This is a genomic window from Novosphingobium sp., assembly GCF_032093395.1.
Classification (GTDB): domain Bacteria; phylum Pseudomonadota; class Alphaproteobacteria; order Sphingomonadales; family Sphingomonadaceae; genus Novosphingobium.
Map to the genome: position 1 here is coordinate 1 of NZ_DAMDBA010000103.1, position 15,215 is coordinate 15,215.

9 protein-coding genes and 1 pseudogene are annotated in these 15,215 nt (G+C 65.1%); 7 read left to right on the forward strand and 3 right to left on the reverse strand.

Annotated elements, in window-relative coordinates:
- A pseudogene (locus tag RT424_RS21940) lies at window positions 1-421 on the reverse strand (hypothetical protein); the annotation flags it as partial.
- A gap of 132 nt (window positions 422-553) precedes the next feature.
- Entirely contained in the window at window positions 554-1,336 is a 783-nt protein-coding gene (locus tag RT424_RS21945; RefSeq protein WP_313442570.1) for a helix-turn-helix transcriptional regulator, read from the reverse strand.
- Between the two features lie 107 nt (window positions 1,337-1,443).
- On the opposite strand from RT424_RS21945, the gene RT424_RS21950 reads away from it, so the two are divergent.
- From RT424_RS21950 to RT424_RS21960, 3 genes are all read left to right on the forward strand, one after another.
- The gene (locus RT424_RS21950) at window positions 1,444-2,661 is read left to right on the forward strand and encodes an MFS transporter (protein ID WP_313442571.1); all 1,218 of its coding nucleotides are present in this window, start codon (window positions 1,444-1,446) and stop codon (window positions 2,659-2,661) included.
- A 457-nt stretch (window positions 2,662-3,118) separates the two neighbouring features.
- Window positions 3,119-5,689, forward strand: coding sequence for a TonB-dependent receptor domain-containing protein (locus RT424_RS21955; RefSeq protein ID WP_313442573.1), 2,571 nt, complete (start codon window positions 3,119-3,121; stop codon window positions 5,687-5,689).
- A gap of 355 nt (window positions 5,690-6,044) precedes the next feature.
- Window positions 6,045-6,425: a ribonuclease H family protein gene (locus tag RT424_RS21960; protein ID WP_313442575.1), complete on the forward strand. Its 381-nt coding sequence runs from the start codon at window positions 6,045-6,047 to the stop codon at window positions 6,423-6,425.
- A gap of 462 nt (window positions 6,426-6,887) precedes the next feature.
- On the opposite strand, the gene RT424_RS21965 is transcribed toward RT424_RS21960, so the two are convergent.
- Entirely contained in the window at window positions 6,888-7,649 is a 762-nt protein-coding gene (locus RT424_RS21965; protein WP_313442586.1) for an SDR family oxidoreductase, read from the reverse strand.
- An 815-nt stretch (window positions 7,650-8,464) separates the two neighbouring features.
- Between RT424_RS21965 and RT424_RS21970 the strand changes: the two genes are divergently transcribed.
- The 4 genes from RT424_RS21970 (at window position 8,465) to RT424_RS21985 (ending at window position 15,067) form a co-directional block, all read left to right on the forward strand.
- Window positions 8,465-10,876, forward strand: a complete 2,412-nt coding sequence (locus RT424_RS21970) for a TonB-dependent receptor (RefSeq protein WP_313442577.1) — start codon at window positions 8,465-8,467, stop codon at window positions 10,874-10,876.
- A 28-nt stretch (window positions 10,877-10,904) separates the two neighbouring features.
- Complete coding sequence (locus tag RT424_RS21975; protein ID WP_313442579.1) at window positions 10,905-12,296, forward strand: MFS transporter; 1,392 nt, start codon at window positions 10,905-10,907, stop codon at window positions 12,294-12,296.
- A 34-nt stretch (window positions 12,297-12,330) separates the two neighbouring features.
- Window positions 12,331-13,284: a TauD/TfdA family dioxygenase gene (locus RT424_RS21980; protein WP_313442581.1), complete on the forward strand. Its 954-nt coding sequence runs from the start codon at window positions 12,331-12,333 to the stop codon at window positions 13,282-13,284.
- An 85-nt stretch (window positions 13,285-13,369) separates the two neighbouring features.
- Window positions 13,370-15,067 (forward strand): arylsulfatase, encoded by a 1,698-nt coding sequence (locus RT424_RS21985; protein WP_313442583.1) that lies wholly within the window; start codon window positions 13,370-13,372, stop codon window positions 15,065-15,067.
- Window positions 15,068-15,215 lie beyond the last annotated feature (148 nt).

Below are 15,215 nucleotides of genomic sequence, written 5' to 3' on the forward strand. Positions count from 1 at the left end.
AATCGTGCATCAGCGCGGCACCCTTTTCGGTGAGCGCGACAGGCGCATTAGAGAGGTTGTCCTCTCCCAGGCGTTCCACGAGCCCCTCCATTTCGAGAATCTGTTCCCAGCGAAGCGCGGTTTTGGGCGATACGCCCCGCGCGTGACCGGCGCGGCAGACGGATTCGCCGATGAACAGATCGAGGAGCATGTCCCAGGCCGGATCGCCGAAGAAATCCACGCCGAACATGTCGTTGCGCAGGTTCCTGCAACTGCGGATGTATCGCGCCATGGCAATCAGGTCGGCAGCATCGGAATCGGGGGCCGATGGATCATCCAGCTTTCCGCCGCCATCCTTGTCGAGAGGGAATCGATCCGGCCCTTTCCGCCTTGCAGCGAAACCGCGTTCTTCCGCCCCGTCATCCCCGAGTTTACTGCCCATCGATCCCGCTTTTCGAATCCATTCTCCGCCCTTACCGCACTTGCGAATGAAGGAAGCCTGTCACGCTGACAACGCCGCAGCAGCGATCGATGCCATGACTTCACAAAGTTAATCCAGCTTATAATGGCCGCGTCAGGAACTGGCGGACAAAGGCTGCCTATATCGGCTCGGCGGCATGCCCAGCACCCGCTTGAACATGGTGGCGAAATTGCCTGGCGCATCATAGCCGAGATCAAGCGCGATGGCGGTCACCGATTCCCCCGCCGCCAGGCGCGGCAGCGCCACCGAAAGGCACGCCTGCTGCCGCCATTCGGAAAAACTCATGCCGGTTTCGCGCCGGAACAGCCGCGTGAAACGGCGGCGATTCATGGCCAGGTCGCCCGACCACTCGTCGATCGTCTCGCCCACACGCGGGTTCTCCAGAAAGCGGTGGCACCGTTTCGCCAGCGCCGGAAGGCGCGGGAAGGGCACGAGAATGGGAATGACCGGCGCCCGGCAGATTTCGGCGACGAGGAGGTCCATCACCAGCCCGTCACGCCCCCGTTCGTCGTATTCGGCGGGGACTTCCGCTGCTTCCACCAGCAACTGTCGCAAGAGCGGCGAGACGGCGACGACGCGGCAGCGTTCCGCCAGCGCGGCGCTTGCCGACGGGGCCACCAGCACGCTGCGCGTCTGCACCGCCCCCACCATGCGCACCGAATGCGGGGTGCCGGCCGGAATCCACACCGCGCGCTCGGCGGGGGCGACCCAGGCGCCGAACGGTGTGCTGACCGCCACCACGCCCCGCGCCGCATAGAGGAACTGGCCGCGCCGGTGGCTATGTTCGGCCAGCTCGAAGGAAGATGGATAGTCGTTGCCGATGCCCACCACGGGGCGCGGAACGTTCTCGTAGTCATCGGGATGGCGTTGCGGCATGAACTGTCCCACTCGCAGGATTGATTGACCCATATATCGAAGCGGGACGCATCCAAAGCGAATAGGTCAGCCCGACAAGCAAGGAAGCGCAAAGGAGGCGCAGCATCATGTTGGCAGGCAGGCCCAGCCCGACACCGCAGACGACACGGCAGGGGACGATCGACGGAACCGCGTTCGGCGTCATCGTCGCGATCAGTTTCTGCCATCTTCTCAACGATATGATGCAGTCGCTTCTACCGGCGATCTATCCGGCGCTGAAGACCGACCTGGGGCTGAGCTTCGGGCAGATCGGCCTGGTCACGCTGGCCTACCAGATCACCGCCTCGATTCTCCAGCCGCTGGTCGGGCTCTATGCGGACAAGCGGCCCACGCCGCTCGCCCTGCCGGGCGGCACGCTGTTCTCGCTCGCCGGGCTGACCGTGCTTTCGGCGGCGCACAGTTACGGGCTGGTGCTGGTCGGCGCCGCCTTGCTGGGCGTGGGTTCCTCGGTGTTCCATCCCGAATCCTCGCGCGTGGCGCGCATGGCAGCGGGCGGACGCCACGGCCTTGCGCAATCGCTGTTCCAGGTCGGTGGCAACGCCGGGCAGGCCCTGGGCCCACTGGCCGCCGCGCTGGTGGTGGTGCGCTGGGGGCAATCCAGCCTCGCGTTCTTCGCACTGCTGGCGCTGCTTTCGGGGGCCGTGCTGTGGAACGTGGCAGCCTGGTATCGCAGCCACGGCCTTGAGCGCCTTGCCGCCGGCCGCAAGGCGACCCTTGCCGCCGAGTTGCCGAAGGGCCAGGCGGCACGCGGCATCGCCATCCTGCTGGCGCTGATCTTCTCGAAGTACGTCTATCTCGCCAGCCTGACGAGCTACTTCACTTTCTACCTCATCCACCGCTTCGGCGTCTCGGTGCAGAACGCGCAGTTCCACCTCTTCGCCTTCCTGGCGGCGGTGGCGGTGGGCACCGTGCTGGGCGGACCGCTGGGCGACCGGTTCGGGCGCAAGTACGTGATCTGGTTCTCGATCCTCGGCGCGCTGCCCTTCACCCTGCTGCTGCCTTATGCCGGTCTGTTCTGGACCGGCCCGCTGACGGTGGCGATCGGCCTGATCCTGGCTTCCGCCTTCCCGGCGATCGTGGTGTTCGCCCAGGAGCTGGTACCGGGCAAAGTAGGCATGATCTCGGGCCTGTTCTTCGGCTTCTCCTTCGGCATGGGCGGCCTCGGCGCTGCCGCGCTGGGCTGGTTGGCCGACCGGACGAGCATCGAGACGGTCTATCAGGTCTGCGCCTTCCTGCCGGCGATCGGGCTGCTGACCGCCTTCCTCCCGCGCATCGGGGGAAAATGACGCCACGCCCGCGCGTCGCCCCGCTAAGGGCGGCGCGCTGGGCGCGTTTCCGAACGGACTCCGATAGTCTCGTGCGGAACTAACAATGACCCCTGTCGGAAATGAAATGTTCTAAGTTCTTGTTAGAAGGCGGGTTAGGCGCGCCCGTCGTTTGCAAGAAGTTGCGATGAAACGATAGTTTCTTTCCAGACGCTCCCGCCCGAAGTACCCTTGCTGAACAGTTGGACAGGAGTACCGGGGCAAGGAACAGGCGTTCGCAGGCGATTTCGGCCGGACGACACCGGCCCCGTTCTGCCCGCAACTGTTCCCAAAGAACCTCCGGACCCGTTCAGAAAAAAAAAGAATACGATCACGGGAGGAGAGAAATAGCATGAAGGCACGGAAGCTGAAACGCGCCAGGATCCGGCGTGTCCTGCATCGCACCCTGACAGGCCAATCCCCGATGGGAGGGCCCCTGATGAGAGGCCCCCTGCTGAGAAGCGCCCTGCTCGGCGGCGTTCTGCTGGGAAGCATTTCCACGGCAATGCCCGCGCTTGCCCAAAGCGAGACCCAGAGCAGAGCGGCCATCAATCCCGGAGAAATCATCGTCACCGCCCGCCGCACCGAGGAGCGGCTTCAGGACGTGCCGATCTCGATGACCGTCTACGACAGCGCGACGATCGAGAAGCGCAACATCGTCGTCGCCTCCGACCTTGCGACGTATACGCCCTCGCTCTCGGTGAACACACGATACGGCGCGGAAAAGGCCAGCTTCTCTCTGCGCGGCTTCAACCAGGACGGCGCCACAGCCCCGACCGTTGGCGTCTACTTCGCCGATGTCGTGGGCGTGCGCGCGCAAGGCGGCACGACCTCGGGCAACAGCGTGGGCGCGGGCACTTTCACCGACCTTCAGAACGTGCAGGTGCTCAAGGGACCGCAGGGGACGCTGTTCGGCCGAAACACTACCGGCGGCGCGATCCTGCTGGTGCCTACCAAGCCCACCGACATGCTGGAAGGCCATATCGAAGGCACCATCGGCAACTACGATCAGCGGCGTCTCCAGGCCGCGCTCAACGTGCCGCTGGCGGAAACCTTCAAGGTCCGCCTCGCCGTCGACCGCAACAAGCGCGACGGTTACATGAAAAACCGCTCGGGCATCGGCCCCGATGCCTACAACAACACCGACTACGTCTATGCCCGCCTCAGCATCGTGGCCGATCTGACGCCGGACCTCGAAAACTACACGATCTTCCACTACAGCCGGTCCGACACCAATGGTTATGCCAACCGCTACGAGAATTGCGACCGCACCCCGGCCAGTCCGCTGACGGGCGGGCCCTTCACGCGATACTTCACGGCCACGTCCGCCTGTGCCCAGCTTGACCGGCAGGCCGCACGCGGCGACGGCAAGCTGGACGTCGAGGTCAGCAATCCCGATCCGCGCTTCCTTCTGGAAACCTGGCAGGTCATCAACACCACCACCTGGCTGGCCAGCGATACCCTGACTGTAAAGAACATCGCCAGCTACGGCGAATTCCGCGAGGATTCGGCGTTCAACCTCTACAGCGACAACTTCACCATCGCCGACACGCCGGTAACGCGCACGTTCCAGTCGCTGGGCTACCTCACCGTTGGCGCGCCTTACAACTATATCGCGCTGGACATTCAGCCGAATTACCACGCCGCGGCGGAATCCACCGTGACCGAGGAACTCCAGCTTCAGGGCCGTTCCGCCAACGGCAAGTTCAACTATGTCGTAGGTGGCTATCTGGAATTCAGCCGTCCGATCGGATGGAACCAGCAGCGCACCGGGATCTACGGCAATTGTCCCGATGCCGGTAACCTGGGTTGCACCGGCGTGCTGCCGCTTGGCCTGCCTGCCACCACACTGGGCGTTGCCCTGGTATCCGAATCGCGCACCCGCTTCGATTTCGACAACCACGGCGTCTTCGCCCAGGGCACCTACAACTTCACCGAGCAGTTCGCTCTGACCGGCGGCTTCCGCTACACGTTCGACAAGATCGTGGGCGATTCCGAAAGCAACCGCTGGAACCTGGTGACGATCCCCGGTGTGGGAACGATCCCCGGCGGTCGCGTCTGCAACGATGTGCTCAACCATCCCACCGTCAACCTGCTGACCAACGGCGGCGACACCACGGCCTGCCGTACCCGCATCTCCAACAAGTCCAACCGGCCGACATGGCTCATCGACGTGGACTTCAAGCCCACGCCCGACATGCTGTTCTATGCCAAGTATGCGCGCGGCTATCGGCAGGGCGGCGTCAACTTCACCAATCCCGGACTTGAAACATGGAAGCCGGAAAAGGTGGACGCCTACGAAATCGGCGCCAAGCTAACCCTGCGCGGCGCCGTGCCGGGCTATTTCAACGTCGCGGGTTTCTACAACGATTTCAGCGACCAGCAGGTCTTCGGCGCGCTGATCGCCAAGCAGGGCAGCGGCCTGGCGGGCGGCGCCGCGATCATCAATGCCGGCAAGTCCAAGATCCAGGGCGTCGAAGTGGATACCGGCGTAACCCTGTTCGAACGGCTGCGGCTCTCGGCGGGCTACACTTATCTCGACACCGAGATCAAGGAACTGGCAGCCCCGGCCCTCAGCCCCGACAGCCCCTTCGAGCAGATCATTCCGCGCGGCGAACCAGGCGACCCGCTCAGCTATTCGCCCAAGAACCGCCTGACCGTCTCGGCGGATATCGACGTGCCGCTAGGCGAAAAGACCGGCGCGCTCTCGTTCGGCGGTAACTATACCTATACGTCGAGCCAGGCAGTGGACGGCTACTTCTACACGGCGGCCACGGCAGCCAATCCGGAACGGGTGAGGATCCCGGCCACCAACCTGTTCAACCTCAACGCCGCCTGGACCGATATCATGGGCTCTGGCATCGACCTCTCGGCTTTTGCCATCAACATCACGAACAAGCATTACAAGACCGCATCCGGTGGCGGTTTCGAAAGCTCGGGCGTGCTCGATTTCGCCTATGGCCCGCCGCGCATGTACGGGTTGCGGCTGAAGGTGAACTTCGGAAGCTGAAGCAGGACGGGAGCAGCACAGGAGCAGCAAGGGCGGGGCGTACATGGTGGGCTGGCGCCGGATAGAAATCCGCGCCACAAGCGCACCATGTCGCGCTCCCGGCCTAGGCCGTAAACTCATAAATGGCACCATCGAGGCGTCCAAATGGCGAACAGCTCGGGCCGAAGCGGCTGCCGGGCGGGCTGGTTGCCCGTCCAAGGTCGGTTCGGTTCGAGATGGAAGCCATTTGGACGTCCTTCGGATTTGACGCAAAATGGCCCATCGCTGCGTCGGCAGGACTTGAAATATAGACATATTCCTGCGTCCTGCCTTCTGGCGCTGAGCCATTTTGCCTCAAACCTCGATGGTGCCATTTATGAGTTTACGGCCTAAAGTGTTCTTCGACGGCGGCTGCCGCCCGAATCCCGGCCCGATCGAGGCGGCCGCCGTCATTCGGGGCGAAACCCATCTTTTCGACGATCTCGGCCACGGCGGCAACGGCGATGCCGAATGGCTCGCCCTGATCCGCGCGCTCGAACTGGCCACCGCGCTGGGATTGCGGGACATCGAACTCATCGGAGACGCCCTGCCGGTCGTGCGCCGGGCCAATGCCGCGCTGGAACGCGGCACCCCGCGCGACGGCCACGAAGCCGCCTTCCTGGCCCTGGCCGCGACATCCCCGCCGGGCCGCATCCGCTGGATCAAGCGCGAGCAGAACCTCGCCGGGATCGCCCTCGCCCGTCGCCACCCGCGCTGATCGCGTCCAGACGATCGGTCTGCTGCCTGCTCCGCGCACAAAAAAAAGGCCGGTCCGAAGACCAGCCCTTGAAAAGTTTTTGGGAGAGGATGCCTGAAAGGCCCGTCCCATGTGGTCGATAATCGCGCTTCGGGCAAATGAGGAAAAGCGACTGGTGGTTGCATGCAATGCAACTTTGGCCAATTTTATCGTTAACTTGCGCGGTGGTCAGGGTCGGGGAAAGCACTCAACATGCATGATCCGCAATCGCGGAACATCCTGGCCAAGGAAGCAGGCACATAGCGCCTGATTAATTATAACAGCCTGATATACATCGCTATTATTCGCACCAAATGGCGCCGCGCAGCCGAGACCGACCGGGCATGAACCGCCGCGATTCCGCCGGCGAAGCGGCAGGATGGCGATTTACCGAAGCACAAACCGCAACGATGCCCCAAGGTGGGTCATCGCAACCGCGCTGCGTCAGAAATGCGCCAGATAGCCACCATCCACGCCGATCACTTGCCCGGTAACGTAGCTTGCCGCATCCGAAGCGAGGAACACGACCGGCCCCGCCACTTCCTCTGGCCTACCCCAGCGCTCCAGCGATGTGCGCCGCGCCAGATGCTCGGCCACGGTGGGATCCGCAACCATCGCGGCATTGGCCTCGGTCGCGAAGTAGCCCGGCGCGATGGCGTTGACGGTGATCCCGCGAGGGCCGAGTTCCGCCGCCAGGGCCCGCGTCATTGCATCCAGCCCGCCCTTCGCCATCGTATAGGCCGCGTCTCCCGAACGGGCGATCTGGCCGGCGATGGAGGTGACGTTGATGATGCGTCCGCCCTCCCCCATGCCCGGCGCCAGCATGCGGGCAAGATCGAACGGGGCGACGAGATTCGTCTCCAGCATGCGGCGCAAGGCTTCGCGATCGAGCGCCGCCATGGGGCGACGATCGCGCAGGCCCGCGTTGTTGACCAGGATGTCCACGCTGCCAAGCCGCGCCAGCGCCTCCCGCGCCGCCTCGCCGTCAGCAAGGTCGAAGGCGGCTGTTTCCGCCATCCCGCCACCCGCTACGATCTCGCTCGACAGACCGTCGAGCTGCTCCGCCCGCCTGCCGTGCAACACGACGCGCGCGCCTGCCCGGGCCAGGGCCAATGCGATTTCCCGCCCGAGCCCGCCGGCGGCTCCAGTGACCAGCGCCGTCCTGTCGGCAAGCGCCTGACCGGAAAAAGCAGGAGCTTGAGGCATCGAGCGGCGAGAAGCGGAAGAAGCTGTCATCGGCTTTCGTTACAGCCCGTGGCTTGGCGGGGCCAGCCTTGTCCGCCGTCCGCAAGTGCAAGAATCCACGTCTTCGCCAAGCGGGCGAGACGAGCGAATTGCGTCTGAGATTCCCGATCACGACTAGCCAAATCGATTGCGGAGCCTATCTTCGAAGCTGCCGAGCGGGCTTTGTGAACTCAATATCGCATTGTAAAATATAACATTCCTCCAAATTCGCCAGACTGCCCAAAATCCCTGCCATAGGCGGCGATAGAAAACCTTGCGTTGACCGCGGTTTCTCAACCAAATAGCTAGACAAGCACCCCGCACGAAAACGGATGGCCAGGCCGAACGTGCAATCCAGGGACTTCCGGCCCGCGGCTTTTGATCGGGAAGCAGCTTGCTCCGCGTTACCAACGGCTAAAGCGCGCGATGCTCAGGCGACAGCGCCAGCATCGTGTTCCCCTCACGCCAACGATGAGGTGATACGATGCCGACCATGACCCGGCGCGCCTGACGCGCCGCCTAACGCAGGGCTCCTGACGCCAGCCGACCAACGGCAGCCGTCCGGCCCCTTGCACCTTCCAGGCAGACTCCACGTACCCAGACCGGAACCGGGGGTTCCGCGACGGGAAACGCACGTCCGAGGCGGATTTCCGGGCCTGACCGCAGGCTCCGGGCCCCTAATCGCGCGCATAAGCCGTCTGCCGTCCTGACATCCGCCCACACACCGAAGAATCAGCCCGACGAAAAGATCGGCGCGCCTGCCTCTGACCTGAGGCACCAAACAGGGATCGATTGAGATGTTTCGCAGTTTCGCCACCGCCACCAGCTCGCTTGCGCTTACGGTTTCGCTTCTCGCCGCCGCACCCGCGCTGGCAGCCGAAGATGCCCCCGCTGCCCCCTCCGCCGCACCCGCTACCGTCGCGGCGGAAGTCGCCGCCGAAGGCGGCAGCGGCGAGGCGATCGTCGTCACCGCCTCGCGCCGCCGCGACGAGAACGTGCAGGACGTGCCGGTCGCCATCAGCGTGATCAGCGCCGCCACCCTGGAAAAGCGCGGCGACTACACGCTCGGCTCCATTTCTCAGCAGGTGCCCAGCCTTCAGGTCATCACTTACAACGCGCGCAATACCAACATCAACATCCGCGGCCTCGGCTCGAACATCTCGCTCACCAACGACGGTCTGGAGAACGGCGTCGGCTTCTACATCGACAACGTCTATTACGGCCGCGTCGGCTTGGCGCAGTTCGATCTCGTCGACCTTCAGGGCATCGAAGTGCTGCGCGGCCCCCAGGGCACGCTGTTCGGCAAGAACACCACCTCCGGCGTGATCAACGTCACCTCACGCAAGCCCAGCTTCGATCCGGAACTGTCGGCAGAGGCCAGCATCGGCAACTACGGCTTCTACCAGTTCCGCGCCTCGGGTTCGGCCGGGATCTTCAAGGACCTGCTGGCCGTGCGCCTGTCCGGCGCGATCAGCGAAAACAGCGGCTTCCTCTGGAACAAGACCACGAATACCCGCGCGCAGGACTATCTGAACAAGTCGATCCGCGGCCAGCTGCTGTTCACCCCCGATCCGGACTTCGAGATCCGCATCATCGGCGACTATGCCAAGCAGAAGCAGAACCACGTCCTCAACGTGTTCGCCGGCCTGCACACCACTTACGACAACGGCGCGGTGATCGCCAACAACTGGGCCCAGCGCGCCGCGCGCTTCCCCGGCTATACCCCGCCCACTTTCAACGCCTTCGACCGCGTGGGCGAAGCCAACAGCCACTACCAGTCCAACATGGCCGGCTACGGCGTATCGGGCGAGGTCAACTGGAACCTCGGCAACGCTGCGCTGACATCGATCACCGCCTATCGCTGGTGGGACTGGAACCCCGCCAACGACGGCGACAGCACCTCGCTGCCGATCGTCACCAAGGCCCAGCAGGCCAATCGCCAGCGCCAGTTCAGCCAGGAGCTTCGCCTGGCCTCCAAGACCGGCGGCGCGTTCGACTACGTGGTGGGCGCCTATTACTTCTGGCAGATCGTGCGCGGTTACGGCGCCTCACGCTACGGTTCGGCCGCCGCCTTGTGGAATCTGCCCAACGCCAACCAGACGATCGCGAACGCCGCGCTCGACGGTTTCGAATCCAATTCCACCTCGACGCCCGAAACCAAGACCTTCGCGGTGTTCGGACAGACCGACTGGCACGTCACCGACGCCCTCACGCTCACCACCGGCCTGCGCTTCACGCATGAGAAGAAGGAGGGCGCCTATAACCAGTTCTGGGTGGACGGTGCCGACATCTCGGGCTTCACCGCCGCGCAGCAGACGGCGATCAACGCCATCCGCACCCAGTTCAACCCGGTGACGAGCTATGCCACCAGCTTCACCGACAACAGCCTCTCCGGCCTCGTCACGCTGAACTGGAAAGTGGCGCAGGACGTCAACGTCTACGGCAGCTATTCGCGCGGCAACAAGTCGGGCGGGCTCAACCTGTCGGTCCTGCCGGTGGGCGTCGAGCCCGACGTCAAGCCGGAGAAGGTCGACGCCTTTGAACTCGGCCTCAAGTCCCAGTTCCTGGATCGCCGCGCCACCTTCAACGCTGCCGCGTTCTGGACCGAGATCAGCGACTACCAGACCACCATCACCGACCTGCCCGCAGGCGCGGTGGTCGGCCGCCAGTATATCTCGAACATCCCCAAGGTCCGTTCACGCGGCATCGAGGGCGAATTCAACATCGCCCCCACCGACAACCTCAGCTTCAACGCCTCGGCCACTTATACCGACGCTACCTACGTCACCTACAAGAACGCCCCGCAGGCCTTCGAACGCCAGAACCTCGGCGCGATCCAGGATCTTTCGGGCGAGCGCCTGCCGGGCGTACCGAAGTGGGCCTGGACCGTGGGGGCGGACTTCAGCACCCCGCTCACCGAACTCGGCGGCAAGGAACTGGGGCTCTACGCCCATGCCGACTATGCCTATCGCTCGAACTTCAACACTTCGGCCTCGAACTCCGCCTGGGCGCAGATCCCCGGCTTCGGCCTCGCCAACGGCCGCATCGGCCTGAGGACCGACGACGGCTTCTGGGACTTCTCGATCTGGACCCGGAACCTGTTCGACAAGAACTACTACGTCAGCCTGGGCGCCGCCAACACCGGCGTGGTCACCGCCCAGCTCGGCGAGCCGCGCACCTTCGGCGCCACCCTTCGCACCAAGCTCTGATCCCGCTCCCAACCTGGAGGCGTCAGCCATGAAACACGAGACATTCCGAACATCGCATACACGACAGGAACACCTCGATGGCTGGCGCCTCCTGCGCTTCACCGCGATGTCGGTGCCGATCTACGCCGCCGCCCAGCCGGTGATGGCCTTCGTGCCCGCAATCCTCTCACGCCACTATGCCATTCCGCTCGCCGGCCTCGGCCTCGTCTACCTGATCGGACAAGTGGTGAATTCCCTGCTCGATCCGGTGATCGGCGCGCTGAGCGACCGCACGGTCAGCCGGTTCGGACGGCGACGGCCGTGGATCGCGGGCGGCGGACTGCTGTTCATCATCGGCAGCGCCATGCTGTTCTTTCCGCCCGAGGGCGCGACGCTCACCTGGGTCGGGATCGGCGTGATCTGCTACTATACCGGTGCCTCCACCACCACGACGACACTGATGGCCTGGTCCGGCGAAGTCAGCGGCGACTACGACCAGCGCACCCGCATCGCCTCGCAGTTCACGCTGCTCTCGTCGAGCGCGCTGGTACTGACCTTGCTGCTGCCCGCCGTGGCCGACCAGCTTCGCCCCGACGACGGCCCGCTGCGCCTGACCCTGTTCGGCACGCTGGTGCTCGTCACTGCCGTCCCCGGCCTGCTGCTGACCCTCACCGCCATGCCCGACCATAGCGCGCCTTCCACCGCCGAGCGCTTCGCCCTGGGCAGGACGCTGAAAGCGGTGTTCGGCAACCCGCTGCTGCTGCGGGTGCTGGCCGCCGATGCCGCCGTCACCGCCGGACAGGGCGTGCGCACCGCGCTGCTGCTGTTCATCGTCACCATCTACTTCCAGCGCCCCGAATGGGCGGCCGGGTTCTTCCTCCTCCAGTATTCGTTCGGCGTGCTCGCCGGGCCGATCTGGCGCCGGATCGGCCAGCGCCTCGGCAAGAGCCGCGCCGCCGTGGCCGCCGAACTGACCCAGGCCGCGATCAACTTCGGCCTCGTGTTCCTGACGCCAGACCGCTTCGGCCTGATGATGGCGCTCGCCATTGCCCAGGGCCTTTCGCAAGGCTCCGGCAACCTCATGCTCCGCTCGATGGTGGCGGACGTGGCCGACCTGCACCGCGCCGAGACCGGCGAGGATCGCGTGGGCCTCTATTACTCGGTCTTCAGCGTCTCGATGAAGCTGGGCGCCGCGCTGGCCTTCGGCATCGCCCTGCCGCTCGTCACTGCCTTCGGTTTCGATCCCAAGGCCGCGACCAACACGCCCGAGGCGCTGAACGCGCTGCTGCTGGTCTTCGCCCTCGGTCCTACCCTGGCCCATACCCTGGCCGCCGCGCTCGTCGCCGGTTTCCCGCTGAACGCCGACCGTCACGCCGAAATCCGCCGTCAGCTCAGGGCCCGCGACGAAGTTCACGCCGCCGCCCTCGTACCTGCTGAATGACCGTTCCCGAAATCAAGAAGAAGGAGTGAATGCCATGACTTCGATTGCCACTTACGCCAATGCCAAGGATCCCGCCTCCCCGCTCGACGTGGCGCCGATCACCGGCACCATCGGCGCCGAAATTCGCGGCGTCACCCTCTCGGGCGAGCTCGACGGCGATACCGTGCAGGCCATCAAGGACGCGCTCGTACGCCACAAGGTGGTGTTCTTCCGCGGCCAGCACGAACTGACCGACCAGCGGCACGAGGAATTCGCCTCGCTGTTCGGCGCTCCCGTCGCCCACCCGACCGTGCCGGTGGCCGAAGGATCGCGCTACCTGCTCGAACTCGACAGCAAGGAAGGCTACGCCGCTTCCAGCTGGCACACCGACGTGACCTTCACCGACGCCTATCCCGCCGGATCGATCCTGCGCGCCATCACCATCCCGGAAGCGGGCGGCGACACCGTCTGGGCCAATACCGAAACCGCCTACGAGGGCCTGCCGGAAAGCCTGCGCCAGTTGGTGAACAATCTCTGGGCCGTGCACTCGAACGACTACGATTACGCGCAAGTGCTGGGCAACGCGCCCAAGGATGACGAAGCCAGCCAGAACCGCGCCCAGTTCCAGAAGAACATCTTCGCCTCGACCGTCTACGAAACCGAGCATCCGCTGGTCCGCGTCCACCCCGTGTCCGGCCAGCGCGGGCTGCTGCTGGGCCATTTCGTGAAGCGCATCGTCGGCCTGAACCAGGCGGATTCGGCGCGGATCTTCTCGATCCTTCAGGAACACATCACCCGTCCCGAAAACGTCGTGCGCTGGCGCTGGCAGCCCGGCGACGTGGCGTTCTGGGACAACCAGGCCACCCAGCACCGCGCCGTGGCGGACTTCGGCCTCCAGCGCCGCACCCTGCGCCGCGCGACCATCGCCGGGTCGGTCCCCGTGGCCATCGACGGCCGCCTGAGCCGCACGATCCGCAAGGAAAAGGCAACCACTTACGAACCGGCCTGATCCCTCACTCCCTGCACGGGCCGTACCTTCACCCGCGCCGCACTCTCCAGTTGCGGCGCGGGGCTTTTCTACCAAGGACCACTTGATGAAATCCAAGCCTCTTGCCTTCGCCGCCGCCCTTGGCGCGGCCCTGCTCGCCTCCACCACTGCACCCGTCCTCGCCAAGGCGCCCGCATCTGCTCAGGCCGCCGCCGCCCGACAGCAGGCGCAGGCCCGTCCCAATTTCCTCGTCATCATCGCCGACGACCTCGGCTTTTCCGATCTCGGCGCCTTCGGCAGCGAGATCGCCACGCCCAACCTCGACAAGCTGGCGCTGGACGGCGTGCGCCTGACCGGCTTCCACACCGCCCCCACCTGCTCCCCCACGCGCTCGATGCTGCTTTCCGGCACCGACAACCACCGCGCGGGCCTGGGCAGCATGGCGGAACTGACCGCGCCGAACCAGAAGGGCCAGCCCGGTTACGAAGGCTATCTCAGCCGCGACGTCGCCAGCCTGGCCGACCGCCTCGCGGCAGGCGGCTATCGCACGCTGCTTTCGGGCAAGTGGCACTTGGGCCTGACGCCCGACCTCGATCCCCATGCGCGCGGCTTCCAGCACAGCTTCGCGCTGCTGCAAGGCGGGGCGAACCACTATGGCCGCGACCTTGGAACCGCGCCCGGCAAGGGGGCGACCTATACGCGCGACGGCAAAGTGCTGACCTCGCTCGACAAGGATTTCTATTCGTCCGACGCCTATGCCACCAACTTGATTTCCGAATTGCAGCAGAGCCGTCAAGAGAGCCCCGACAAGCCGTTCTTCGCCTATCTCGCCTTCACCGCGCCGCACTGGCCGCTCCAGGCCCCGGACGAGGACGTCGCCCGGCAGGCCGGCAAGTACGATGTCGGCTTCGACGAGATTCGCCACCGCCGCCTGGCCCGGCAGGAACAGCTCGGCCTGCTGCCCAAGGGCGTGACCGCGCACAGCGTGCGCGCGCCGCGTGGCGGTTGGGATAGCCTGTCCGCCGCCGACAAGCGCGAAGCCGCCCGCGACATGGAAATCTACGCCGCCATGGTCGAGCGCATGGACCGCAACGTCGGCCGCGTGATCGAGGAACTTCGCGCCAGCGGCGAACTGGACAACACGGTGATCGTGTTCCTGGCCGACAACGGCGCGGAAGGGCTGGACTACAAGACCACCGGCGCGAAAATGCTCGGCGGCCGGGTGACGGAGGCGGACAATACCTTCGCCAATCGCGGCAAGCCCAATTCCTACATCACCTACGGCACCGAATGGGCGCAGGCCGCCACGGCACCGTCCTGGCTGACCAAGGCCTATGCCTCGGAAGGCGGCACCCGCACCGTGGCTTTCGTCAACGGAAAAGGCCTCGCTCACGCCAAGGGCGTGGGCAAGGCCTATGTCAGCGTGGCCGACATCGCACCCACCCTGCTCGACTATGCCGGAGTGCCGAGCGGCGGCACCACCTTCCAGGGCCGTACCGTGCTGCCGATCACCGGCAAGAGCGCCCGTCCCTGGCTGGAGGGCAAGGCCGCGCAGGTCCACGCGGCGGACGAGCCGCTCGGCACCGAACTGTTCGGCAGCCGCGCCTTGCGCAAGGGCGACTGGAAAGCCACCGACATCGGCGACGGCCAATGGCGCCTGTTCGATGTCTCCCGCGACCCCGGCGAGACCAGCGACCTTGCCGCCGCCAACCCCGCGAAGCTGCGCGAACTCACCGCCGATTGGGATGCCTATGCCAAGGCCAACGGCGTGATCCTGCCTACCGAGGCACAATACCGGCCGTAAAAAAGGGACACGCGCCGGTACGCCTCGCAAAGAAGATCCCGGCCCGGTAAGGGGTCGTTTGAAAAAATGCCCGCACGGGCATTTTTAAAGCGGCACCGGCCCGCTCCCCCACCCTACCACCCGCAGGATACTACCGTTGGGTGGTAGG